The 23,126-nt window shown below is 45.1% G+C and carries 22 protein-coding genes; 14 read left to right on the top strand and 8 right to left on the bottom strand.

The annotated features are described in order from the left end of the window. Positions 1-7 precede the first annotated feature (7 nt). The 5 genes from KYJ26_RS10180 (at position 8) to KYJ26_RS10160 (ending at position 4,341) form a co-directional block, all read left to right on the top strand. Entirely contained in the window at positions 8-946 is a 939-nt protein-coding gene (locus KYJ26_RS10180; protein WP_257474964.1) for a TRM11 family SAM-dependent methyltransferase, read from the top strand. 174 nt (positions 947-1,120) lie between these two features. Then, the gene (locus KYJ26_RS10175; RefSeq protein WP_219167159.1) at positions 1,121-1,954 is read left to right on the top strand and encodes an aldo/keto reductase; all 834 of its coding nucleotides are present in this window, start codon (positions 1,121-1,123) and stop codon (positions 1,952-1,954) included. 306 nt (positions 1,955-2,260) lie between these two features. After that, positions 2,261-3,292, top strand: a complete 1,032-nt coding sequence (gene desA / locus KYJ26_RS10170) for a Delta(5) desaturase DesA (RefSeq protein ID WP_219167158.1) — start codon at positions 2,261-2,263, stop codon at positions 3,290-3,292. Positions 3,293-3,361: 69 nt separating this feature from the next. Next, complete coding sequence (locus KYJ26_RS10165) at positions 3,362-3,835, top strand: response regulator (RefSeq protein ID WP_219167157.1); 474 nt, start codon at positions 3,362-3,364, stop codon at positions 3,833-3,835. Between the two features lie 134 nt (positions 3,836-3,969). Further along, on the top strand, positions 3,970-4,341 hold the full coding sequence (locus KYJ26_RS10160; RefSeq protein WP_219167156.1) for a DUF2500 domain-containing protein: 372 nt from the start codon (positions 3,970-3,972) through the stop codon (positions 4,339-4,341). 42 nt (positions 4,342-4,383) lie between these two features. Here KYJ26_RS10160 and KYJ26_RS10155 read toward each other — a convergent pair whose 3' ends face one another. The 3 genes from KYJ26_RS10155 to rluF form a co-directional block, all read right to left on the bottom strand. Continuing rightward, positions 4,384-5,382 carry an inorganic phosphate transporter gene (locus tag KYJ26_RS10155; protein WP_219167155.1) on the bottom strand — a complete coding sequence of 333 codons (999 nt, stop codon included), beginning with the start codon at positions 5,380-5,382 and terminating at the stop codon, positions 4,384-4,386. Positions 5,383-5,396: 14 nt separating this feature from the next. Then, the gene (locus KYJ26_RS10150) at positions 5,397-6,014 is read right to left on the bottom strand and encodes a DUF47 domain-containing protein (protein WP_219167154.1); all 618 of its coding nucleotides are present in this window, start codon (positions 6,012-6,014) and stop codon (positions 5,397-5,399) included. 148 nt (positions 6,015-6,162) lie between these two features. Then, a complete protein-coding gene (rluF, locus tag KYJ26_RS10145; protein WP_219167153.1) occupies positions 6,163-6,870 on the bottom strand; it encodes a 23S rRNA pseudouridine(2604) synthase RluF in 708 nt (235 codons plus the stop codon). Between the two features lie 188 nt (positions 6,871-7,058). On the opposite strand from rluF, the gene KYJ26_RS10140 reads away from it, so the two are divergent. From KYJ26_RS10140 to KYJ26_RS10120, 5 genes are all read left to right on the top strand, one after another. After that, complete coding sequence (locus KYJ26_RS10140) at positions 7,059-7,823, top strand: MerR family transcriptional regulator (RefSeq protein WP_219167152.1); 765 nt, start codon at positions 7,059-7,061, stop codon at positions 7,821-7,823. Positions 7,824-7,918: 95 nt separating this feature from the next. Then, positions 7,919-8,068, top strand: a complete 150-nt coding sequence (locus KYJ26_RS10135; RefSeq protein WP_206853761.1) for a DUF3934 family protein — start codon at positions 7,919-7,921, stop codon at positions 8,066-8,068. Between the two features lie 258 nt (positions 8,069-8,326). Continuing rightward, positions 8,327-8,527: a cold-shock protein gene (locus KYJ26_RS10130; RefSeq protein WP_034762315.1), complete on the top strand. Its 201-nt coding sequence runs from the start codon at positions 8,327-8,329 to the stop codon at positions 8,525-8,527. A gap of 662 nt (positions 8,528-9,189) precedes the next feature. Next, positions 9,190-10,635, top strand: a complete 1,446-nt coding sequence (locus KYJ26_RS10125; protein WP_219167151.1) for a DEAD/DEAH box helicase — start codon at positions 9,190-9,192, stop codon at positions 10,633-10,635. 103 nt (positions 10,636-10,738) lie between these two features. Continuing rightward, entirely contained in the window at positions 10,739-11,605 is an 867-nt protein-coding gene (locus KYJ26_RS10120) for an AraC family transcriptional regulator (protein ID WP_219167150.1), read from the top strand. Between the two features lie 210 nt (positions 11,606-11,815). Here the strand turns inward: KYJ26_RS10120 and KYJ26_RS10115 are convergent, their stop codons facing one another. Both KYJ26_RS10115 and KYJ26_RS10110 read right to left on the bottom strand, forming a co-directional pair. Then, positions 11,816-14,983, bottom strand: a complete 3,168-nt coding sequence (locus tag KYJ26_RS10115) for a bifunctional cytochrome P450/NADPH--P450 reductase (protein WP_219167149.1) — start codon at positions 14,981-14,983, stop codon at positions 11,816-11,818. A 79-nt stretch (positions 14,984-15,062) separates the two neighbouring features. After that, positions 15,063-15,638: a TetR/AcrR family transcriptional regulator gene (locus KYJ26_RS10110; RefSeq protein WP_219167148.1), complete on the bottom strand. Its 576-nt coding sequence runs from the start codon at positions 15,636-15,638 to the stop codon at positions 15,063-15,065. A gap of 243 nt (positions 15,639-15,881) precedes the next feature. On the opposite strand from KYJ26_RS10110, the gene KYJ26_RS23950 reads away from it, so the two are divergent. The 3 genes from KYJ26_RS23950 (at position 15,882) to KYJ26_RS10100 (ending at position 19,051) form a co-directional block, all read left to right on the top strand. Further along, on the top strand, positions 15,882-16,016 hold the full coding sequence (locus tag KYJ26_RS23950; protein WP_257474962.1) for a hypothetical protein: 135 nt from the start codon (positions 15,882-15,884) through the stop codon (positions 16,014-16,016). Between the two features lie 586 nt (positions 16,017-16,602). Further along, positions 16,603-17,862 carry a GTPase HflX gene (gene hflX, locus KYJ26_RS10105; RefSeq protein WP_219167147.1) on the top strand — a complete coding sequence of 420 codons (1,260 nt, stop codon included), beginning with the start codon at positions 16,603-16,605 and terminating at the stop codon, positions 17,860-17,862. 109 nt (positions 17,863-17,971) lie between these two features. After that, on the top strand, positions 17,972-19,051 hold the full coding sequence (locus KYJ26_RS10100; protein WP_219167146.1) for a PLL family lectin: 1,080 nt from the start codon (positions 17,972-17,974) through the stop codon (positions 19,049-19,051). 44 nt (positions 19,052-19,095) lie between these two features. Here the strand turns inward: KYJ26_RS10100 and KYJ26_RS10095 are convergent, their stop codons facing one another. From KYJ26_RS10095 to KYJ26_RS10085, 3 genes are all read right to left on the bottom strand, one after another. Then, positions 19,096-20,514 (bottom strand): alanine/glycine:cation symporter family protein, encoded by a 1,419-nt coding sequence (locus tag KYJ26_RS10095; protein WP_219167145.1) that lies wholly within the window; start codon positions 20,512-20,514, stop codon positions 19,096-19,098. Between the two features lie 288 nt (positions 20,515-20,802). Next, positions 20,803-21,900: a DUF1648 domain-containing protein gene (locus KYJ26_RS10090; protein WP_219167819.1), complete on the bottom strand. Its 1,098-nt coding sequence runs from the start codon at positions 21,898-21,900 to the stop codon at positions 20,803-20,805. 9 nt (positions 21,901-21,909) lie between these two features. Then, positions 21,910-22,290, bottom strand: coding sequence for a GntR family transcriptional regulator (locus tag KYJ26_RS10085; protein WP_219167144.1), 381 nt, complete (start codon positions 22,288-22,290; stop codon positions 21,910-21,912). A 250-nt stretch (positions 22,291-22,540) separates the two neighbouring features. On the opposite strand from KYJ26_RS10085, the gene KYJ26_RS10080 reads away from it, so the two are divergent. Next, positions 22,541-23,047: a GNAT family N-acetyltransferase gene (locus KYJ26_RS10080; protein WP_219167143.1), complete on the top strand. Its 507-nt coding sequence runs from the start codon at positions 22,541-22,543 to the stop codon at positions 23,045-23,047. The last annotated feature ends 79 nt before the right edge of the window (positions 23,048-23,126 follow it).

The raw sequence follows: 23,126 nt of genomic DNA, 5'->3' as shown, positions 1-23,126 counted from the left end.
TACGGAGTTGATCATAATCGAAACGAAAAACTATTTATATACGTATTCATGGGAACCGAATGAAGCCTCCCTATGTGCTTTGGAGAGACGCATCCTGTTTGGTGAGGATTCTGAATCTAGCATTCTCGAAAGCAGTATTGAAATCGATCCGAGTAGAAGTCCTTTCATTCGTGAAAGACTTGAAATCATATGTGAAGCTGGCGAGTTCGATGAATTACTGAATCATATACATCAATTAGAAGCAGTGGATGGATTCAAGGTTGTATTCGTCCAGAATCCTGATGCAGAGAAAGTAGGCTTTAAGAAGCTGCGCAAAATCGAAAAGGAAGTCGGTCTGCACCTGAAAGGGGAGGCAGAGCTAGTCGAGCCGCATATCTGGTACGGGATCATCCAGGCTCATGACCGATGGGTGTTTGGAAAGTATGTAAGAAATGAAGCCGTATGGCTGCACCATGTGAAAAAGCCCCATAGTTACTCAACCGCACTGAGTACCCGTGTTGCCAGGGCTGTCGTGAACATTGCGGCTCCTGAAACGAGTGGGGTGAAAATGATCGATCCTTGCTGTGGAATCGGGACGGTCCTTGTTGAGGCTTTATCCATGGGAATCGATATCGTCGGCAGTGATCGCAATCCGCTGATCCTCGATGGGGTCAGGGAGAATATCGCTCACTTTGGATTTGAAGGAGATGTGTCATTAAGGGACATCAATGATGTAACAGGAAGCTATGATGTAGCCGTCATTGACCTTCCTTATAACCTTTGCTCCGTCATTTCAGATGATGAGCAGCTGGAAATGTTAAGGAGTGCGAGACGATTTGCTGATAAAGTCGTCATCGTGACCCTTGAAGATGTGGATGCCAATGTGGCCAAAGCGGGCTTCGATATTATCGACCGCTGTGAAGTGAGTAAAGGGAGATTCGTCAGACAGATATTGGTATGTGTGTAAAGAGTGTGGAAGAGAGTTTCCACGCTCTTTTTTTATTATAGTCATCCACTCAGTTACTTCAAGGTGCCTATCCCACAAATAAGTGCCTACTTCTCAAGTTCCCGATCATGGTTCATACTGGGTACATGTTTCTTCAAGAAGCATATTACTTTCATGTAAAAGGAGAGGATAGGTATGACCATCAAATCTATCACTTTAAATAATGATATAGAAATGCCCGAAGTAGGATATGGTGTATTCCGTGTCGAAGACGGTCCTGCCTTGGAGCAAGCGGTGCAAACAGCAATCAAAATCGGCTACCGCAGCATTGATACAGCGGCCATTTACGAAAATGAAGCAGCTGTAGGAAAAGGGATCAAGAGTGCTATTGAAGCCGGTCTCGTCACACGTGAAGAATTGTTCGTCACTTCCAAGGTATGGAACAATGGTTTGACGTATGATGAAACGATTGCCGCTTATGACGAAAGCCTGGAGAAAATGGGTCTTGATTATCTTGATCTCTATTTGATTCACTGGCCAGGGAATGACAAGTACATGGAACCATGGAAAGCACTTGAATCCCTATACAAAGATGGCCGTGTAAAATCGATTGGAGTGAGTAATTTCCAGGTGAATCACTTGGAGAGGTTACTAAGTGAAGCGGATATCAAACCAGTCATCAATCAAATCGAGTTCCATCCAAAGCTGACTCAATCAGAGGTTCGAGCGTTTTGTGAGAAGCATGACATCCATGTGGAAGCCTGGTCTCCATTGATGAATGCGGAACTATTGAAAAATGAAACAATCAAGGGAATCGCTGATGATCACAATAAATCAGCGGCCCAAGTGATCCTTCGTTGGGATTTGCAGCACGGTGTCATCACCATCCCTAAATCCATGACCGAGTCGAGAATTCTTGAGAACATTCAATTGTATGATTTCACATTATCTGAAGAGGAAATGAACCGATTGGATGAACTGAATGAGAATCTGCGCAGTGGTCCGGATCCGGATGAATTTAATTTTTAACTGAAAATATCTTCAATTGGTTTGAGGGTCCAAGTGTGAGCTTCGGTTTATTCCGGAGCTCCTATTTTTATGCTTTTTTTCAGGGGAATAAGAATATTTTTCATTTCTTCAAAAATAATAATACCGATTGAAATGGAACTAGTTGTTCAAAGAAGTGAGTGATATCAAGGATTTCCCTTAATGAAAGCGCATGACAATTTCTCCCTTATGACATTTGTCATGCCCAGCATATGACACCTACTACTAACACGTTGAACACACCTATCCTATAATGAATTCAACGCCTTAAACGAAGGGAATAATGACATGACAAATATAAAAACGTTGAAAAAAGAAGTGGCTCCTTATGAAAAGTCAACCACGAAGGAAAGTATCTGGCAGATGATCAACACGCTTGGGCCGTTCTTTCTATTATGGTTCCTTGCCTATCAAAGTTTATCTGTGTCGTATTGGCTGGCACTCGTTCCAATCGTGATAGCAGCAGGATTCTTAACGAGGATCTTCATTATCTTTCATGATTGTACCCATTTTTCTTTCTTTAAAAGCCGTAAAGCCAACCGGGCAGTCGGAACGGCTATGGGTGTCCTGACACTGTTCCCGTTCGATCAGTGGGGACATGATCACGCTGTGCATCATGCGACAAGTGGAAATCTGGATAAGCGTGGGACGGGTGATATTTGGACCCTTACCATTGATGAATATGTAGCAGCACCTTTGAAAACTCGTTTAGCGTATCGCTTTTACCGTAATCCGTTTGTTATGTTTGTACTAGGACCGATTTATGTATTTCTTTTAAAGAATCGTTTCAATCGCAAGAATGCACGGAAGAAAGAGCGCAATAACACGTATTTAGTGAACGCGATCATCGTCGTTCTTATCACCCTCCTTTGTCTTCTGCTTGGATGGCAGGAATTCTTGCTCGTGCAAGGTTCGATCTTCATGGTATCAGGCTCAATCGGAATCTGGTTGTTCTATGTTCAGCATACATTTGAAGACTCTTATTTCGAGGAAGACAAAGAGTGGCAGTATGTACTGGCAGCGGTGGAAGGAAGTTCTTACTATAAGCTTCCGAAAATCATGCAGTTTTTGACAGGAAACATCGGATATCACCACGTTCATCATTTAAGTCCGAGGGTACCTAACTACAAGTTGGAAGAAGCTCATAACAATACAGAGCCATTACAAAATGTGCCGACCATCTCGTTATGGACCAGCTTAAAATCGCTCCGCTTCAAGTTGTGGGACGAAGAGAATAAGACATTCGTAAGCTTCAGAGGCGTCAAGTCCTCAGCGAAATCAAATTCCCGCATCTCAGCAGAAGCCAAACCTGAATTATAAAAACACAGCGACTCTCCTTATGCAGAATTCATATAAGGAGAGTCTTTACTTGATAAGGAGAGAACCTACATGATCCGCATAGTGATGACTCAAGATGAAGAATTATTACTGGGGACAATCGCCACTCTTCTCAATCTCGAAGAAGACATGGAAGTCGTAGGAAGAGCCACGAACAGGGAACACACACTTGAGCTCATTCGAAAGCACCAGCCCGACCTCCTCATCCTCGACATTGAAAACCTCTTGAGGGACGGACCTCTTGAGGTTGAAGATTGCCGTATCCTCGTCCTTGCGACATTTGCGAAAGAAGGATATCTCGATAAGGTGCGCGAAAGCAGGGCAGATGGTTATGTATTGAAGGACAGTCCGAGTGATGAATTAACTTTCACGATACGCAGGATCTTAGAAGGGAACCAGATCTATTCCCCGAACCTTCTCGGGGGAAGACATGAAGCTGCTAATGATATTCCCCTTGACCCAGGGCCGGTGAAGAAGAATTATTTTACGATGATCTTGGACAAAATGAAGCACCCGACAGGCTGATCCCCCTTTAGTCTGGCCCGATCCAAAACAGTGTACCTGTTTCGGATCGGGCCTATTTGTGTCATCTATTTCATCAATCCCACATAATGGTAAGTAGATGTTAAAATATAAAAAAGATAAAGGGGAGTATCGACATGTCACCAGGTGGGGATTTTATGTTCCAAGCGGTTCCGATTTTTATCGGGATCATTTTTGTCATCATTATATCCATTATATTGTCTTCTGCCATCAAAGGAGTTGCGCAGTGGAGTAAGAATAATCAGTCACCGACTCTGAATGTACGTGCGAAAGTCATCGGTAAACGGACAGATGTAAGAGGTGGTGGTGAGACAAGGGCTTACAGCCATTACTATCTCACCTTCGAAGTGGAAAGCGGCGACAGGATGGAATTGAGGGTGAAAGATACGGAATATGGCATGCTTGCCGAAGGGGACGAGGGAGAATTGACCTTTCAGGGGGATCGTTACCTTGGGTTTGAACGACTGCCAGTCGAGGCACAACGGTAAAAAGGAAGTCAAAAGGGGGTACCCTTTTGACTTCCTTATTTATTAGAAAAAGAGATTCAAAATATGAAAGAAGATGGCTGCAAGACTTGCTGAAATGGGCAATGTAATGATCCATGTGATCAACATCCTTTGCGCCGTTCCCCACTTCACACCCTTCAATCTGTGAGCAGAACCCACACCGAGGATGGAAGAGGAGATAACGTGAGTGGTACTGACAGGTAGGTGAATGGCTGTTGCACCAAAGATTACGGCTGCTCCCGTCAAATCTGCTGCGACTCCATTCACGGGACGGATCTTCATGATTTTCCCACCGACCGTTTTAATGATTTTCCATCCACCGATCGATGTTCCTAGCCCCATAGCCGTGGCACAGGATACCTGAACCCACGTCTGGATATCATCAGACGTTTGATAGTTGTTGACAATCAGGGCCATCGTGATGATTCCCATCGCTTTCTGAGCATCGTTCGTTCCATGGGTAAAGGACTGCAGTGCAGCAGTCGCGATTTGGATCAGACGGAAATTCCGGTTCGTTTTGGCCAGGTTTCGATTTTTGAAAACGATTTTAAATATACTATAAAGAAGGAAACCTACAACAAAAGCCAGAATCGGTGAAAAGATCAACGCCTGGATGATTTTAATAAATCCGCTGTAATTTAGAGCAGACACACCTGCTGCTGCGATGGCGGCCCCTGCAATTGCCCCAATCAAAGCATGGGAAGAACTGCTCGGTATCCCATAATACCATGTAACTAAATTCCATGTGATAGCGGCAAGAAGGGCTGCCAGGATGACGATGGTGCCGTTCTCAAGTGAGAAAGGATCAACGATGTCCTTGGTGATTGTTTTCGCGACACCCGTGAAAGCGAGGGCTCCGGCAAAGTTCATGACCGCTGCGAGGATAATGGCATGCCTTGGCTTCAGCGCCTTGGTCGATACGGCTGTTGCGATGGCATTGGCCGTATCATGGAACCCGTTAATAAAATCAAATGCCAAGGCCCCCACAACAATTAATATGGTTAAGATTAAGATTGTATCCATTCCTGCAAGACTCCTTACGCATTCTTCATAATAATGGTTTCAAATGTGTTGGCCACATTTTGGCAGTAATCGGCAATTTGCTCAAGCTCTTCATAGATCTCCTTGTATTGAATGATTCGGATCGGATCCTTTTCCGTATTGAAGAGATGCTTGATGGATTGACGGAGGATACCGTCACATTTCGATTCATAATCCTTGATCTTAATGGCATGCTCTCTGATCTGAATCCATTTTTTTGTGGATAAAAGCTCGACGGCTGCTTCAATTTCATCGGAACATTGTCGGATGGCTACAACAAATTTCAGCATATATTCATCCGCCTGGGTAATGGAATACATTTCAAACATTGCTGATGTATGCTCCAACCCGTCCAATACATCATCCATACTCATGGCAAGTGCCAGGATGTCTTCGCGCTCTATCGGTGTGATGAACACTTTATTCAAGTCAAGAATGACCTCATGCACATAAGAGTCACCTTTTGTCTCATAATCCTTCATCGTACTTGAAAATTCCTTCAAATCACTTACATTGTTGATTTTATAATCGGCAAAATAATGAGCACTCACTTTTAAATTACCAGCTATCTGACTAAGAAGAATAGCAAACTTATCCTTTTTCTTGAAAACCATGCGTTCCCAAACCTCCACAAAATCTAGTTAATTGTTCTAAACTATTTAATAATAGCGTATCTTGTCGAAAATAAGAAGAACTAATTTACTACATAGAAAACCCGTTGACAAGACTATTTCAGTTAGTCTTGTCAACGGGTTTTCTATGTTACCATTCCTTCGGTTCATAATCCAAATCCTGAAACAATCTCGTTTTTTCTTTCTTTGAAAGGTCACGCCACTGTCCAACAGGAAGATTACCTAAATGGATATTCATAATGCGTGTTCGCTGCAGGCGGTACACTTCGTATCCAAGTGCCTCGCACATGCGGCGGATCTGCCTGTTCAACCCTTGGGTCAACGTAATTTGGAAAACGTATTTCGAAACCTGCTCCACTTTACATGGCAGTGTTTTCGTTCCAAGGATTTTGACGCCCTCTGACATCTGCTTTAAGAAATCGTCAGATATCGGGCGATCGACGGTGACGATGTATTCCTTCTCATGCTGATTCTCGGCACGGAGGATTTCGTTGACGATATCCCCGTCATTCGTCAAAAGAATCAATCCATCGGAGTCTTTGTCCAGACGTCCGATGTTAAAGATGCGCAAAGGATGATTGACAAGATCAACGATATTCCCTTTGACGCCTTTTTCTGTCGTACTTGTAATGCCCACTGGCTTGTTTAACGCAATGTACACATTATTCCGGGCAACACGTACTGGCGCACCGCTTACCTTCACGTCATCCCCGGGATTCACTTGGTCCCCAATCTTCGCGATCTTTCCGTTGATGGTGACCCTTCCTTCTGTGATCAATTTATCGGCACCGCGTCTGGATGCCTTCCCGGCTTCACTGATATATTTATTAATTCGCATATTCAACACAACCTTATACTCAAAATGACTATACTAAGAATATCGGACTGGCACGTTATTTTCAAGGTATTGCCCTATTTGAATCGTTTCCCGGGTACCAAACGATCTCGGTATAACTTTTTTTAAATTACCCCTTTACTTTGACGTTGCGTCAAGCTGTAAAGTAAGAAATGTCAGGAGGTGAAATCATGGAATATACCGTTAAAAAACTGGGAGAGATCGCTGGTGTGAGTACGCGGACCCTTCGTTATTATGACGAAATTGAGCTCCTGAAGCCGGCCAGGACCAATTCTTCAGGCTATCGGATTTACGGACAGAAGGAAGTCGACCGCCTTCAGCAGATCCTCTTTTATAAAGAATTAGGTGTAGGACTGGATGAAATCAAGGATATTCTGGATGATCCCACCTTTGACGCAGCACAGGCATTACGGGAACACAGGGAAATCTTAATGAGCAGGCGCACGCAGCTTGATCAACTGATTGCGAATGTAGAAAAAACATTACGTGTAAAGGAAGGGGAAGTCACGATGTCGGATAAAGAAAAATTTGAAGGATTCAAGAAGAGAATGGTAGATGAGAATGAGAAGAAGTATGGGGATGAAGTACGGGAGAAATACGGTGATAAGAAGGTGGACGAATCGAATGCCAGAGTCATGAACATGTCTCTGGAGGATCATGAAAAGGTAACAGGACTTGAGAGGGAAATCAAGGGAACGCTTGAGACAGCATTTCAAAACGGTGATCCGGCAAGTGACACAGCTCAAAAAGCGGCTGATTTGCATCGGCAATGGATCAGCTTCTATTGGGGTCACTATAATAAGGAAGCCCATGCCGGACTTGCTCAGATGTATGTTGATGACGAACGGTTCAAGGCTTATTATGATGCTGATCAGGATGGAATGGCGGAATTCCTCCGGGATGCCATTCACATTTATACAGGGCAGAAAAGGTAAGTGGAATAAACAAGAAGTATTCTGACCCCTTGATACGTGTTATAGTATGGAGACGATCTTGAAAGAACGTATCATAATTATAACGGAGTGAAAAAATGAGTAAACCAAAGAAAAAGAGCGGAACGGGTCAAGGGACTGGAAAGAAAGGCTGGAATCGCTGGCAGGCAGGGGCCAATAAGAAGAAAAGCAACAAGCCTTATACAAGTAAAGGCGTTAAGCATGGTGGCAAACAGGAAGAAAAGTAGTGTGAGGTCCATTTCCTTGTGGAAGTGGGCTTTTTACTTTTAGGAATTTCTTTATAAATGGAGTCTGATTTTGCTTGTTTCCAGAGAAAAAGAAAGAATGCATTTGCTATTTTTACGATTTCCTGTTAATCTTAAGAAGAATTATTTTTGTTCGGTCTGTAAGGAAAGAAAGTATTTAAACTTTTCGCCTTTGATATCTAACTTGAGCAATAATAGTAATAAATCGTGGATTCAATGTCCACACAGGAGGATACACACATGCAAGAAGGTACAGTAAAATGGTTTAACGCAGAAAAAGGTTTCGGTTTCATCGAAATCGAAGGTGGAGAAGATGTATTCGTACATTTCTCAGCTATCCAAGGCGAAGGATTTAAATCTTTAGACGAAGGTCAAAAAGTTACATTTGACACTGAGCAAGGTCAACGTGGACTTCAAGCGACTAACGTTGTTAAAGCGTAATAGCTTTTAAGAAAGAGGGACCTCTCAGAGGGTCCTTTTTTTATTGGTTTAATTTATGCTTGTCGGGGTGGGTGGGCAGCCTGCGCTTTAGGTGACTGCCAGCTTCGGCGGCTAGAGGCTCGAGGTCATAAGTCAAACAGGCCAAAAAGGCAAAGGGCGCCTTTCCGGCCTGATCGTCTTATGCTTGTCGGGGCTGAACAAGCCGCCTCCGCTATAGGTGACTGCCAGCTCCGGCGGCTAGAGGCTCGAGGTCATAAGCTAAATGGGCCAGGAAGGCAAAGAGCGCCTTCCCAGCCTATTCATCTTATGCTTGTCGGGGCTGGACGAACCGCCTGCGCATTAGGTGACTGCCAGCTCCGGCGGCTAGAGGCTCGAGGTCATAAGTCAAACAGGCCAAAAAGGCAAAAGGCGCCTTTCAGGCCTGTTCGTCTTATGCTTGTCGCCTCTGAACAAGCCGCCTCCGCTTTAGTATATAAAAAGGGACCGACAGCGTTCGTCGGTCCCGGAGACAACATGTTACAAGTTAAAATGGTTAGATAAAGCATAACACACTATTGGTGGAATACCTAAATAAATTTAAAAAGAATTTTAAAGAGGTATTTTTGAATGAATAGAATCGGCGCTTTCCTATGAAAATAAGAAAAAATAAATGAGGTTATGAAATGACTGTCAAGAAGTTTAAAGATTATCAGCTTAGTGAAGAGATTGTAAGAGCATTGACTGGACTGGGATATGAAGCCCCTACTGAAGTGCAGACAAAGGTGCTTCCACTTGCTCTTGAGAAAAAAGATCTTGTTGTACGGTCGCAAACGGGAAGTGGAAAGACTGCTTCTTTCGGGATTCCCCTTTGTGAAATGGTCGCGTGGGAGGAAAACAAGCCGCAGGCCCTGATTTTGACACCGACACGGGAGCTTGCCGTTCAGGTGAAGGAAGATATCACCAATATCGGCAGGTACAAGCGGATCAAAGCGGCCGCTGTGTACGGTAAGTCACCCTTCCATCGCCAGAAGCTTGAACTGAAGCAGAAGAATCATGTTGTCGTCGGGACTCCGGGGCGAGTACTCGACCATATTGAAAAAGGGACGTTACCTCTTGATAAGCTTTCGTATCTTGTGATTGACGAAGCCGATGAAATGCTCAACATGGGATTCATCGATCAGGTGGAAGCCATTATTCAGGAATTACCAACAGACCGTGTGACGCTGACTTTCTCTGCTACGTTACCACAGGACGTCGAGACACTTTGTCATAAATATATGAAGAAACCCGTCCACATTGAAATCAAGGCGACGGGCATCACGACGGATAAAATCGATCATGCTGTGATTGAAGTGAGGGAGGAAGACAAGCTGTCACTTCTAAAGGATGTGACGACCGTTGAAAATCCTGATAGTTGCATCATTTTTTGCCGGACGAAAGAAAATGTGGATACTTTGTGTGAAGAACTGGATCGATCAGGTTACCCTGTGGATAAAATTCATGGAGGCATGATCCAGGAGGCGCGCTTCGAAGTGATGGATGATTTCAAGCGGGGAGACTTCCGTTATCTGATTGCGACGGATGTGGCGGCCCGGGGGATTGACATTGAAAGCATCACCCACGTCATCAATTATGACATTCCCATGGAAAAAGAAAGCTATGTTCACCGTACGGGAAGAACGGGAAGAGCGGGTCAGGCAGGAAAAGCCATCACGTTCTGTACGCCTCACGAAGAGAAATTCCTTGGAGAAATTGAAGAGTATATCGGATTTGTGATCCCTAAGCTTGAGGCCCCTACTGAAGAAGCTGTAGCGAAAGGGAAAAATGATTTTGAACGGAAACTGGAAGAGGAACCCGATTTTAAAATGGATAAAAGCGAGCAGCTGAACAGAGACATCATGAAGCTCTATTTCAACGGCGGAAAGAAAAAGAAAATCAGGGCAGTCGACTTTGTCGGGACGATTGCGAAGATTGATGGTGTGACAGCTGACGACATCGGCATCATCACCATTCAGGAGAACCTTTCTTACGTGGAGATTTTGAATGGTAAAGGGCCGCTGGTTCTGCAGGTGATGAAGAAGACATCGGTGAAAGGGAAGTTGTTGAAGGTGCATGAAGCGCGGGGATAGAGTAGAAGTGTCTTTGGATTTCTATACCCTGCAAATTGGAGCACCATAAGTCGGGATGCTCCTATTCATTCTTGCTATTCTGTTGAGGAAGGAGGTAGTGGAAATGGATTCTTTAAAGAATATGAATGACGCTTTACGGTATATTGAAGAGAATCTGACGGAAGAAATCAGGCTGAGAGATGTGGCTAAGCGAGCATATTGCTCCGAGCACCATTTTAAGCGGATGTTTTCGTTCCTGGCAGGGATCCCTTTATCAGAATACATCAGACGCCGCCGTTTGACCCTGGCAGCACTTGAAGTGCAAAACAGTGAGGCAAAGATCATTGATATAGCCATGAAATATGGCTACTCTTCACCTGATTCCTTTACGAGAGCCTTTCAAAAAATCCACGGGATCACGCCATCTCAAGCGAAGGGCCATTCTATCAAAGCATTTCCGCCTATGACCTTCCAATTATCCATCAGAGGAGGCAATGAAATGAATGTTAGAATCGTAGAAAAAGCACCATTTTCCATTGTAGGGATCATGAAGCGGGTGCCCATCATTTTTAATGGGGTGCATCCTGAAATTGCTGCTATGTGGCAGAGTTTGGACGAAGGGATGATTAAGCAACTGAAAGGGATGTCTAATGTGGAGCCCCGAGGATTGATAAGTGCATCCGTCCAATTTTCCGATGAAAGAATGGAAGAGAAAGGGGAGCTCGATCATTACATCGGGGCTGCCACAACGGAAGAATGTCCTTCTGATTTATCCAAACTTGAAGTTCCCAAGCTGACAAGGGCTGTATTCGAAGCGGTCGGTCCATTTCCGGAAACCTTGCAACAATTGTGGGGGCGGATTTACGCTGAATGGTTTCCATCTTCAAGCTATGAACTGGCAGAAGGACCGGAGATATTGTGGAATGAAAGTAAAGATGTTGGCTCTGATATGTTTAGAAGTGAGATTTGGATCCCGGTTAGGAAAAAGTGAGGGAGGAAACAGCGAATTCTAGTGGATTCGCTGTTTTTTTTGTAGGGATAGGGTTAGGTTGAGAGAAAATTGTTGAGGAGGTGATTTATGAGCGAAATATTGATTTTATCACCCAAATATTCAATATATCAGCGAAATCCCCTCAACCGGTTTTGCAGTCCAGAAACATCACAAAAAAAGCGGACCCCATAAGGATCCGCTTCTCTCCCATCATGCTCCAGCCCAAACATCCTTCGCGTATCGACCTTCTTCTTCCAATGATCGCAACCATGTATCGGCTTCTTTTTTTGATGTTTGATAGAAACGCATGTAGCTTTCTACTAATGTCTTTTCTACATCGGGTGCCATTTTGCTTCCGTCACCGCAAATGTATAGACGTCCGCCATCTTTTAGTAACGGCAGGATTTCTTCAGCATTTTCTGCTAACCGATGCTGTACGTAGGTTTTCTCTTGACCCGGGCATCTTGAGAATGCTGTATGCAGGGTGACGATGCCCTCGTGTTCCGCTTTCTCCAATTCGCTTTGATACAGGTAATCGTGCTCGGGGTTTCGGCAACCGAAGTAGAGATGAGCCTCGCCGAGTGATTTCCCTTGTTCTTTCAGGACGCTGCGTGCCTGGATGAACCCTCTGAACGGAGCGATTCCTGTTCCAGGACCAACCATGACAATCGGTGTTTGCGGATCCTCAGGCAGCTGGAAATTCGACTGAGGTGTGCTGATGAAGCAGGCGATCTTGTCTCCGATTTCACGTTCAGCCAAGTAGTTGGATGCGATGCCCTTATATTCACCATTACCGCTCCATGCTTCGCTTCGTACAACGCTTACGGTGATGGTGGCTTCGCCACCCTTGTATAAAGGTGAACTTGAGATTGAATAATAGCGTGCCTTTAAAGGAGGGAGCAGTGCCAGGAATCCTTCAAAAGGTATTTCGCAAGCCATGTATTTTTCAACAAGATCAAGCATGGTGATTCGCTTGTTTAGTACCGCCTCTTTATATATATCATCTTTCAACAGTTCCTCAAGTTCAACAACGTGAGGAGGGCAGACGGTATGAGCCGCTAGAGCACGGATTTGAGAACGGGTAGCAGGCTCCTGGAACTCTACATAATTCGCCAGTAATTCGTGAAGTTTCACCGGTTTTTCGGTAGGGAGATGAGCTGCTTTACCGGAATCTCCCGTCAGTTGGACGTAGTCTGATCCGTTCAAGTTGAATCGACTGAGCACTCGCTCGACAAGAGTCGATGGATTTTGCGGAAGGACTCCGACATGATCTCCTTCCTGATACGTAACACCTTCTGGTAAGGTTAGGGCGATATGCCTTGTATTCCGGCCACTTTCAGCATGCTGTAATTCGAAATTCTCATTCACCACGGCTGTGAAGGCATGATGCGTCCGGGCGAGTGGCGTATCACTTACATCGCTGACAAAATTCATCGTAATGGAGCTGTTCGTTTCATCATTTTGATGGAGCTTGATGTTTAGTTCTTCAGCAAGGTTTGGCCAAAGGGCTTCTACCCACTTTTCGTAATCCCCTTCAAAGTCGTCGCTTGCATCGCCGTGACCTATTTCTGTTATACGGTGCGCGCCTTTTTCATGAAGCTGTTCATCAATGAAGTTCGGGATACGCTGATACGTAGTGGCCCAGTTATGGTCACCGCACCCAAACACAGCGTAGCGGACACCTTCAAATTCATCTGTCTGACTTTCCTTCAGCATGGAAATGAATTTTCCTGCATTGTCAGGAGGATTTCCGTTATAGGAAGCCGAGACAATCAGAACAGCTCCGTTTGTAGGGAGTCCGGCAGTGTATTCATCTAAAGGAGCAATCTCCGTCGAGAATCCTTGCTGACGTCCTGACTCTCCTAAATCACGGGCTATCCCTTCAGCTGTTCCCATGTTAGATCCATAGAGAACGAGTAAAGGTGTTCCGTGGGAAGATTCTACCACTTTGGGCTTGGTGACGTCATCTGCTTTTTCTTCTCCCTTGGAAGCAATCGAGAATGACATGGCAGGCTTACGAGGTGATACCCGCATCGTTAATCCATCCGGCTTGAGGGTCAGTGTTTCTTTTACATCCAATGTATAGTCTTTGTGATCGATCAGATCAAAGTGCTGAAGCACCATGCCAAGGACCAGGGTGGCTTCATGGAGGGCGAACTGCTGTCCAATGCAGGCACGCTGCCCGTTTCCGAACGGTTTATACGCATGGTACGGAATGGATGAAGGATCCTCGAAACGCTCTGGAATAAAGGCTTCAACATCCTCTCCCCATACAGAGGAATCGCGGTGCAGTTCAGGAATGACCAGTGTAAATACATCATCTTTTTTGACATCATATTTGCCACCCAGTGTGGTATCTTCTTTCGCATAGACGGAAAAAGCAGGGGCGGTCGGCCAATGCCGGAGTGTTTCATTCAACACCATACGGACATATTTCATTTGTTTCACTTGTTTATAGTCCGGAATATCATCTCCTACAACGCGGTCGACTTCTTCCTGGGCCATTTTCAGTTTATCCGGATTGTTCATCAGGAAGTAGAGAGCGAAAGAGAGCAGTCCACTTGTCGTTTCATGTCCTGCGATCAAGAACGTGATGATTTGAAAGCGGATGTTTTCGTCACTCAGCGCTTCGCCTGTTTCTGGATCTGTTCCTTTCAACATATAGGAGAGTAGGTCTTCTTCACCAAGATCCCCTTTTTCCTTCCGCTCGGCAATCAATTCATCGACAAGGGAGAACATATACTCAATGTCTTCTCTGAATTGTTTTTTTGATTTGATCATCAGTTTATCCTGGACCCCAAGACGCTGGGATTGGTTCATCGCTTCGTCCAGTGCACGAACCATGCTGTCCACGAAAGGATGGGACGTTTCACGGTAGAAACTGTTAAAGCGGTAATTGAAACCGCAAAGTCCGATGGTATCGAGGGTCAGACGGGTCATATCTTCAGGAACGTCGATTTCATCTGCCGGATTCAGTCGGGACCATTTTTGGATGAGCTGGGTGGCGAGATCCACCATTTTAGCGTGATATCCTTTCATGGCCTGCTGACTGAAACTCGGGAGAAGGATATTATGTGCCTTTTTCCAATTGATTTCTGTCGTTTCACTTGTGAAAAGACCGTCTCCGCCGAATGCTCTCACTTTTTGGAGGGCAGGCCCCACTTTTTTGTCAAAGCGGGTTTCATCGCATATTTCCTCTGCAAGGGAAGCGCTTGAAACAAAGGTGCTTAATCTACCTGGAAACTGGAACTGATAGATCGGTCCGAGTTCCCTTGCAAGCTTCATAAAGGATTGAAGGGGCTTTTCTTTATCGATAACGGGTAAACTCCCGAGGGGGCCATAGGTTTTCGGTTGTGGATATTGTGATTGATGTGTCATGTTTCCTTCACCTCGTAATAGTCGTTTAGTCTACGGAATGAACGTTCATTCCGCTTGGAGCTGAGAAACAAATTGTTTCTCAGCCGTGGAACCTGACAGCGTCCCACATACTTTCCTCTACGTCTTTAAGCATGGTGGCATCAGGTTTTAATTCCCCGATCCGGACCAGTCGCTGTAGCTCGAGAAAGGCACCATACAAAATTGCGATCAAAGCCGTTGAAGGAAGATTCTTGATTTCCTTTTTGTCTTTTCCTGAATCGAAGAAGCATTTAAAGATATTCAGCAGTCCTTCGAAACTTTCATGACTTTCTTCGTTTAGGAAATGGGCGCTGCTATGTGTTTTGATAAAGTAAAGGGCTTGACTTTGTTCCTTTGTAAACAAGATCATTGAATGAAAAATATGGTGGAATTGACTCCGGATCGACTGATCATAAGGGAAATCCTTTTCCACCGTTTCTTTGAACATATTTACATATTCTTTGAAGAGTGAATTCCCAAGCACTTCTTTATTTTCGAAGTATCGATAGATCGTACCGGCTCCAACGCCGGCAGACGTCGCAATCATGGGAATCGTCGTGGCATCATAACCCCGCTCTGCAAAAAGAACAAGGGAACTCTTTACAATGCTGTCCCGTTTATTTATTGCCTGTGACATGTTCGTTCAGCCTTTCATAACGGTAATACGGAATGAATGTTCATTCCAGTATAGTGTATACCCATGTGAAACGTATCTCAATCACACGAAGTACCTATTGTTTGTGAAGGTTTTGTTAAGAAAGGGCTCTGCCCTTTTTCTGTTTCTATTATATTTGCCGGTTCAACTCTAGTGATTTTTCATAGAATAACGTTGTAAGAGAGCTCACTTACTAGATTTCTTGATAGAAAGGGGGGATTCTACATGACGTTAGGTCTTGTTACCTTTCTAATTGCTGTTTTATTACTAGTCGCGTGGTTGTTGGTTTCAATCTTGGCTCCGAACAGCAATCTTGTATCTGTATTGAAAAACGCTGTATGCAGTACTTTGGGATGTTAATTAGTATAACTCCTTGATTCAGGGACGGACCTCCAAATTTTCATCTTTTCATTTGTAGATCAAATGAAAATCGTGAAATTTGGAGGTTTTTTTCTTTAGTAAGGTAACGAGGTGAGGGACGGACCTGAAAATGTCCGGTTATACAATCTGGAAAAGAGGATTCGGAGGTCCGTCCCTCAAACCATATCTTCCCATTCATCAAGAGGTGTGGTAGAATGGGTGTAACTTATGAGAAATGGAGGTTTTCCTTTTGATTTTGATCAGACTTCGCATCCGCAATTTGAACGCTTAATTGAATAAGTTCAAAGGCTCTGCCTGTGTGCAGGGTAAATGGGATCGGTCTGACTATTTTTAAAGGAATTCTTCATTTAGCGTGTATGAAGAAAGGGGAGTTCTTCTTCCTCTTTGAGAATAGAATTGAATATCTATTGGATGGTGCTATTTCGATGACTTTTATTACTGTCATCAGGAGAAAGTGCGGGCTTCTTCGCGTTCCATCTGTATATTCAACATCCATTTACAAAAAGCACAGGCAGCAGCCTGTGCTTTTCTTGTACGAAAATATGTGATAGGAAGTGACCCTATAATGGAAGAAAGATTAAAAGCGATCGCCATAGGCGTTAATACAAAAGATAAGAACAATGACTTTGAATATTCGATGCTTGAGTTGAATGGATTAGCTCAAGCAAGGCAAATCGATGTGGTCGGTGAACTGACGCAAAACCTGCCCCGGCCGAACCACGTACACTATATCGGAAAGGGGAAGATCGACGAACTGCTTCCGCTAATTGAAGAGTGGGATGCGGATGTTCTGATCACCAATGATGAACTGTCTCCATCACAAATACGTGTGTTGGAGGAGAAGCTGGACGTCCGTGTCATGGACAGAACGATGCTGATTCTCGATATCTTTGCAGAGCGGGCGAAGACCCGTGAGGCCCAGCTTCAAGTCGAGGTGGCACAGCTTCAATACATGCTTCCCCGTCTTGTGGGACGTCGTGAATCACTGGGCCGTCAAGGCGGAGGTTCGGGACTTGCCAACCGTGGTGCGGGTGAAACGAAGCTAGAGCTCGACCGTCGACGGATTGAAGAGAAAATCACGGCCTTGAATAAGGAACTGGATTCTCTTGTCGACCTGCGAACCACACAGAGAAAACAGCGCAAAAAGAGTGAAATCCCCGTTGTTTCCCTTGTCGGCTACACGAATGCCGGGAAGTCGACGACGATGAATGCGTTCGTGGAAACATTCCATCCGAACGAGAACAAGCAGGTGTTTGAAAAGGATATGCTATTTGCGACCCTTGAAACTTCGGTAAGGAATATTACGTTACCGGACAAGAAGGAATTTCTATTGACTGATACCGTCGGATTCGTCAATAAGCTGCCACATCAGCTGGTCAAGGCGTTCCGTTCCACCCTTGAAGAGGTCGTTGAAGCGGATCTAATCGTTCACGTTGTGGATTATTCAGACCCTCATTATGAAAAATTGATGAAGGTGACGGATCAAACCCTTGATGGCCTCGGGACTGGCGATATCCCTGTCATTTATGCGTTCAATAAGGCAGAGTTGGTTGATGAAGAAGTACCGAGAGTAGAGAAGGATCGCATCTATTTTTCTGCGAAAAATAGAATAGGGATTGATGAGCTCCTTCAAGTCGTGAAGAGTTATATCTTTAAAGACTATAAACGCTGTCAAATGCTGATTCCGTTTGATAAAGGGCATTTGATCTCTTATTTTAATGAGAATGCCAATGTGTTAGAAACCGAATATGAAGAAAATGGAACGAAGCTTACCCTTGAATGTAAGGTAAGTGATGCTGAAAAATATAGAGAGTATATGGTATAAGTGGTATGGACTTCTCCACCTCATGTGGGGAAGTCTTTTTTGTTGAAAAATATGTACATACTCCTCCACCTGGGCTCTTGCATACAGTAAATGCGAGGAGGGATGCAGTATGTTATTTCAGAGACGGTACCCGGTTTATCCAATTCCATATGAGTGCTATCCATTTGGAGCAGAAGTAAGGAATGATTATGAAGACATCCTTTTACCACATACTTATCAGCAGCATTTCCCACAACAGGAATATTATCCACAGAATCTTCACTATTATGATCCTTATCAGGGGTATGCTACACAGGCAGGTTACACGGATCCTTTTGACTCCCGTTCCAACTGGAGGGAATGGGAGGATCTAGGTGCGCCACCACGTGGGATGAAGGGATCACCTGCCGTTGCTTCCTGGCAGGCGAACCGGCTTGATACGTTTGTCAGAGGCGAAAACGACAGAATGTATCACAAATGGTGGGACGGTTCGCAATGGAGTAATTGGGAAGACCTCGGAGCACCGAGAAGAGGGCTGAAGAGTTCGCCTGCAGCCGTATCATGGGGTCCTAATCGGATTGATACCTTTGTCAGAGGGAATCGGGATATTCTTTTTCATAAATGGTGGGACGGCAGAAGATGGAGTGAATGGGAAGATCTCGGCGGACCTCCGCGGGGCTTTAAGGGAGATCCGACGGTGTCGTCCTGGTCAGCCAATCGATTGGATGTGTTCGTCCAAGGATATGATAACAACCTTTGGCATAAGTGGTGGGACGGCCGGAACTGGAGTCAATGGGAGAACCTTGGCGCACCAAGAGGCGGTTTGAGGGACTCACCTGGTGCCGTATCCTGGGGGCCAAATCGCATCGATTGCTTTGTACGGGGAAACAACGACCGGATGTGGCATAAGTGGTGGAATGGTTCACGATGGAGTAATTGGGAAGATCTTGGTTCACCGCCTCGAGGGTTTGAAGGGGCTCCTGCCGCATCTTCATGGGCCCAGAACCGCATTGATACCTTTGTACGTGGAGACAACAACAATATGTGGCACAAATGGTGGAACGGTTCCCGCTGGAGCAACTGGGAGGATCTTGGTGCACCACGTGGAGGCGTGCGTTCATCACCGGGAGTGGTTTCATGGGGACCGAACCGGGTGGACGCATTTGCCCGGGGAAGAAATGATCATATGTGGCATAAGTGGTATGCCTGATCAAATTCAAAAACCCGGCGTGACAGAGATCACACCGGGTTTTTTTAACTTGCTTTGTTTCTTGGACGAGCTTCCATCATCGGCAGATATTCATTAAAATAATGATTCGTTTCCGAAACGATGACTTTATAGAGTAATAGTAATGCAATCAGGTTCGGGATCATCATCAAGGCATTAGACATATCGGCAAAAGCCCAAACAAGTTCCAGGTTGGCGACTGCCCCGAGTCCAGTTGCAAAGATGTAAATAAGTCTGTAAGAGTTAGCGAATCGGTAGTTCGTGATATACTCGAAGCATTTCTCTCCGTACATATACCATCCCACGATGGTAGAGAAACCGAAGAAAATGACGGAGAACGATACGATGTATTCCCCGACGACCCCGAGGGCATGTCCGAATGCGGCACTTGTCAATGCCCCGCCGTCCAGGCTCGGAGCGTGCTCGACACCGGAAATCGCTCCACCGGTCGGATCCCAAAAACCTGTGATCAACAGTACAAGCCCCGTCATTGTACAAACGACGATCGTAACGATGAATGTTCCCGTCATTGCAACGAGTGCCTGCTTGACCGGGTGATCGGTTTTCGCATTACCGGCAATCAGTGCGGCGGTACCAAGCCCGGCCTCATTGGAGAAGATGCCCCGTGAAACCCCGCTGCGGATCGCTTCTGAGATGATGATCCCCGTAAATCCACCGGCAGCTGCTACAGGATTGAACGCATAGAAGAAAATCATTTTAAATGCAGGGATGATCATGTCATAATTCAGGACGATGATGATCAGAGAGCCTCCAATATAAAGGAATGCCATGATCGGCACGAAGAAGGAAGCGACCGTACTGATCCGCTGAATTCCTCCGAAGATGATCAATCCTGTCAGAACGGCAAGAATGATACCTGTTGTCAGGTTGTTGATGTGAAAGCTTGTACCCATGACATCGGCGATCGTATTCGACTGTACACTGTTCCCGATTCCGAGAGCGGCGAATGCTCCAAATAAAGCGAATGCCACGGCCAGCCACTTCCACTTACTGCCAAGGCCTTTTTCTACATAATACATAGGACCGCCTGAGTATTCCCCGTTCTTATTTTTAACCCGGTACTTCATGGCAAGAAGGGCTTCGCCGTACTTCGTTGCCATACCGAGAAGGCCAACGACCCACATCCAGAAGATCGCCCCGGGTCCACCGATGGTCAGGGCCGTAGCCACACCCGCGATATTCCCGTTCCCGATTGTTGCCGATAAAGCCGTCATCAGCGTTTTAAAGTTACTGATGTCCCCTTCTGATTGATCAGAGGATGCAGAAGGCTTCTCTTTCGTAAAAGCCAGTTTAAAAGCATACATCAGTTTGCGGAATTGAAGTCCTTTCAGCATAAAGGTCAGGAAAAGACCTGTCCCGAATAATAGCACTAAACTTGGTGTCCCCCATAAGAATGAATTAATCTTGTCTAGCACATCTAACATAGAATCCTCCTTGTCAAATCATGTTGTAAACGTTTTCTTTGTGAGTTTCCATCTACTATTTATATAGTATTCCGAACAATCTGTCCATAACAAATGTCGAATTTTCAGAGATTGAGCCTTTTTTAGTATAGTAACTTTGTAGAGGGACGGACCTCGATTTTCGATGGGTTATGAAAGATTTCTGCATGCATCCGAAACGTGGAAACCGCATCACAAAAGGGACGGGCCTCCATTCAGCAGTACGTGAATATCACGTTTTGCTTGAAATTAGAGGTCCGTCCCTCAACATTATAGTAGTGTAACGATTAGTATGATGAGGAGCGGTCCGATGAGGATGAAGTACCCCAGTGGTCTGGCGAAGTTCATGGTCCAGCCTACTCCGAAGCGTTTTTCGACGAAGATGGAGGGATCTTCTGGGTTGAAGTAGAAGAGTCCGCCTTTCCAGTACTGATCGTCGTCAGCATTGATCACTTCACCGGATCCTTCCTCGATGATTTCTATGTCCAGGTCTGAATCCTTCTTCCCCACTTTGACTGCAAGTATGATGGTCCCGACCAGGACGAGTGCAGAGAAAGCGAGTGGCATAGTGATGATCAGCAGATCGCTGACGCTGTTTTCATATAAGGTCGTGAACTGCAGGAACGTAAACAGCATGGAAACCATGATGGAGATGAAGAACAATAACCAGCTCGTGTATTTACGAAGGCGCAGCTGACGGACCCTTGATGCCTTTACATTACCTGCGCTGAGCTTGATGCCGGAATTCCTTGTCAGCTCATTGATCCCTAGGAACATCCCATTCATAATCAGTAACACAAGAGGAAGGGTCAGAGCGGAAAGGTACGTTTTATCGGTGAAAGCATCAGGCTTTCCATCGGGTCCCCAGTGAGTAGGGATCTGGTCCGGAAGACTGGTGTAATTTATTAAAGTAAACACCACCAAACCAACTGAGATGACCATGGGAATCACATAGACCACCCACGGAAGCATTTCATCCATTGTCCTCAGATTCAATTCTGAAACCCGTACCTGTTTTCGGTCCTTGAACCAATGCTTTTGTTTTTTTAACGTCATGACTTTCACATGAAAATAGAAATAAAGAGCCATTGAAATAAATAGGATGACAAAAGGCATGAACAACCCTACAATTATAAGTTGATTTTCTGTAAGGGTGATGGATGATGACCAAATGAAATAGATGGCCACCACGATGACAGAGATGAGGAACGTAAGGATTGCATAGAGTTTTTTGTATTGCTTGAGCTGGGCGTTCTTTACTTCATCCACAGGTATCGTTACACCAAACACCACCGTCCGTTTTACAATGAATGGTATGGCCATTTGTAGTGCTGCGAGAAAGCCTGCGGTGACGAAAATAAGTGTCATTTCCAATTGTTACTCCCCCTTAACGTTTAGTATGATGGACGTGACTAATTCAGTGATCTCCTTTTCGTTCATGCCAGCGACAAGGGATTCCACTAGCACCGGACGCAGTTCTTCTGAAATCTGGTTTAATCTTTGGGTCGGAATCTTCTCAGAAGGCGAGCAGATGACGGCGCCAGACTTCGGCACAATCCGGATGATCCCTTTGCTTTCCAATTCATGATAGCTTTTATTCACTGTATGCATGTTCACACCAAGGTCACCGGCAAGGCTCCTGACAGAGGGAAGGATGTCTCCAGGTGTCAGTTCTCCCCTGACAATCCCTTCCATGATCCCATTCCGTACCTGGGCATATATAGGTGTATCCGATTGAGGTTCAATTTGGATAAACAAAGTTTCACCTCCTCATTTTGTTATATATATAGTATAACAGTTTTGTTCTACTATATGTATAACAATTTAAGTTATTTTCCAAAAAAAGTTAGAGTGTTGGCCGGATTGCCGATATAATTTGAGGTATATGAATAAAAGTGGGGGATTCTGGGTCTTTGGAAAGGTAGAATAGTAGCTTACAAGGAGTCTAGTGGTGAAAATCACTCTACAGGCAGTACGTATGATCAAAATGAAGTGAGGGTGGAACGTGATGAAAATGGAGTTTTACATTGAGGAATTGACAACGGTAGAACAGCAATTAGAAGAGCTTTCCGACCTGATAAGGACGGTGGTGGATGACGGGGCATCGATTGGTTTTTTATCCCCCTTATCTCCGGCTGACGCAACAGACTTCTGGAGGGGAACCCTCAATCCCCACGTGATACTATTTGTGGCTTGGATAGAGGGGGCCATGGCGGGAACCGTACAACTTCAACTCTGCACAAAACAAAACGGAACAAACAGAGCCGAAATCGCCAAAATGATGGTCCACCCCAACTTCCGCCAAAAAGGCATCGCCAAAAAACTCATGCAGGCAGCAGAGAACAGAGCGAAAAAAGAGGGACGGACCTTGCTCATATTCGATACAGTTGAAGGTGCGCCATCCAACCATCTCTATACATCCATGGGATACATTCAAGGAGGGCGCATCCCGGACTACGCCGCTTCACCCTTTGGGGAATTAGAGGCGACCATCCTCTACTATAAACAGATATAGAATGGTGAGGGACGGACCTTATAACGCGACAGATATTTTTTAAATTTAATCCCTTTTAAGGTCCGTCCCTCTGAATAGG

The organism is Rossellomorea orangium (assembly GCF_019334305.1).
Taxonomy (GTDB): Bacteria; Bacillota; Bacilli; order Bacillales; family Bacillaceae_B; genus Rossellomorea.
The sequence above is the reverse complement of the archived record's forward strand: the minus strand, read 5'-3'. Positions and strand labels throughout refer to the sequence as shown.

Coding starts and splice junctions, on each gene's coding strand:
- KYJ26_RS10175 (WP_219167159.1), top strand. CDS start 1,121: ATGACCATCAAATCTATCACTTTAAATAATGATATAGAAATGCCCGAA.
- desA (WP_219167158.1), top strand. CDS start 2,261: ATGACAAATATAAAAACGTTGAAAAAAGAAGTGGCTCCTTATGAAAAG.
- KYJ26_RS10165 (WP_219167157.1), top strand. CDS start 3,362: ATGATCCGCATAGTGATGACTCAAGATGAAGAATTATTACTGGGGACA.
- KYJ26_RS10160 (WP_219167156.1), top strand. CDS start 3,970: ATGTCACCAGGTGGGGATTTTATGTTCCAAGCGGTTCCGATTTTTATC.
- KYJ26_RS10155 (WP_219167155.1), bottom strand. CDS start 5,382: ATGGATACAATCTTAATCTTAACCATATTAATTGTTGTGGGGGCCTTG.
- KYJ26_RS10150 (WP_219167154.1), bottom strand. CDS start 6,014: ATGGTTTTCAAGAAAAAGGATAAGTTTGCTATTCTTCTTAGTCAGATA.
- rluF (WP_219167153.1), bottom strand. CDS start 6,870: ATGCGAATTAATAAATATATCAGTGAAGCCGGGAAGGCATCCAGACGC.
- KYJ26_RS10140 (WP_219167152.1), top strand. CDS start 7,059: ATGGAATATACCGTTAAAAAACTGGGAGAGATCGCTGGTGTGAGTACG.
- KYJ26_RS10135 (WP_206853761.1), top strand. CDS start 7,919: ATGAGTAAACCAAAGAAAAAGAGCGGAACGGGTCAAGGGACTGGAAAG.
- KYJ26_RS10130 (WP_034762315.1), top strand. CDS start 8,327: ATGCAAGAAGGTACAGTAAAATGGTTTAACGCAGAAAAAGGTTTCGGT.
- KYJ26_RS10125 (WP_219167151.1), top strand. CDS start 9,190: ATGACTGTCAAGAAGTTTAAAGATTATCAGCTTAGTGAAGAGATTGTA.
- KYJ26_RS10120 (WP_219167150.1), top strand. CDS start 10,739: ATGGATTCTTTAAAGAATATGAATGACGCTTTACGGTATATTGAAGAG.
- KYJ26_RS10115 (WP_219167149.1), bottom strand. CDS start 14,983: ATGACACATCAATCACAATATCCACAACCGAAAACCTATGGCCCCCTC.
- KYJ26_RS10110 (WP_219167148.1), bottom strand. CDS start 15,638: ATGTCACAGGCAATAAATAAACGGGACAGCATTGTAAAGAGTTCCCTT.
- KYJ26_RS23950 (WP_257474962.1), top strand. CDS start 15,882: ATGACGTTAGGTCTTGTTACCTTTCTAATTGCTGTTTTATTACTAGTC.
- hflX (WP_219167147.1), top strand. CDS start 16,603: ATGGAAGAAAGATTAAAAGCGATCGCCATAGGCGTTAATACAAAAGAT.
- KYJ26_RS10100 (WP_219167146.1), top strand. CDS start 17,972: ATGTTATTTCAGAGACGGTACCCGGTTTATCCAATTCCATATGAGTGC.
- KYJ26_RS10095 (WP_219167145.1), bottom strand. CDS start 20,514: ATGTTAGATGTGCTAGACAAGATTAATTCATTCTTATGGGGGACACCA.
- KYJ26_RS10090 (WP_219167819.1), bottom strand. CDS start 21,900: ATGACACTTATTTTCGTCACCGCAGGCTTTCTCGCAGCACTACAAATG.
- KYJ26_RS10080 (WP_219167143.1), top strand. CDS start 22,541: ATGAAAATGGAGTTTTACATTGAGGAATTGACAACGGTAGAACAGCAA.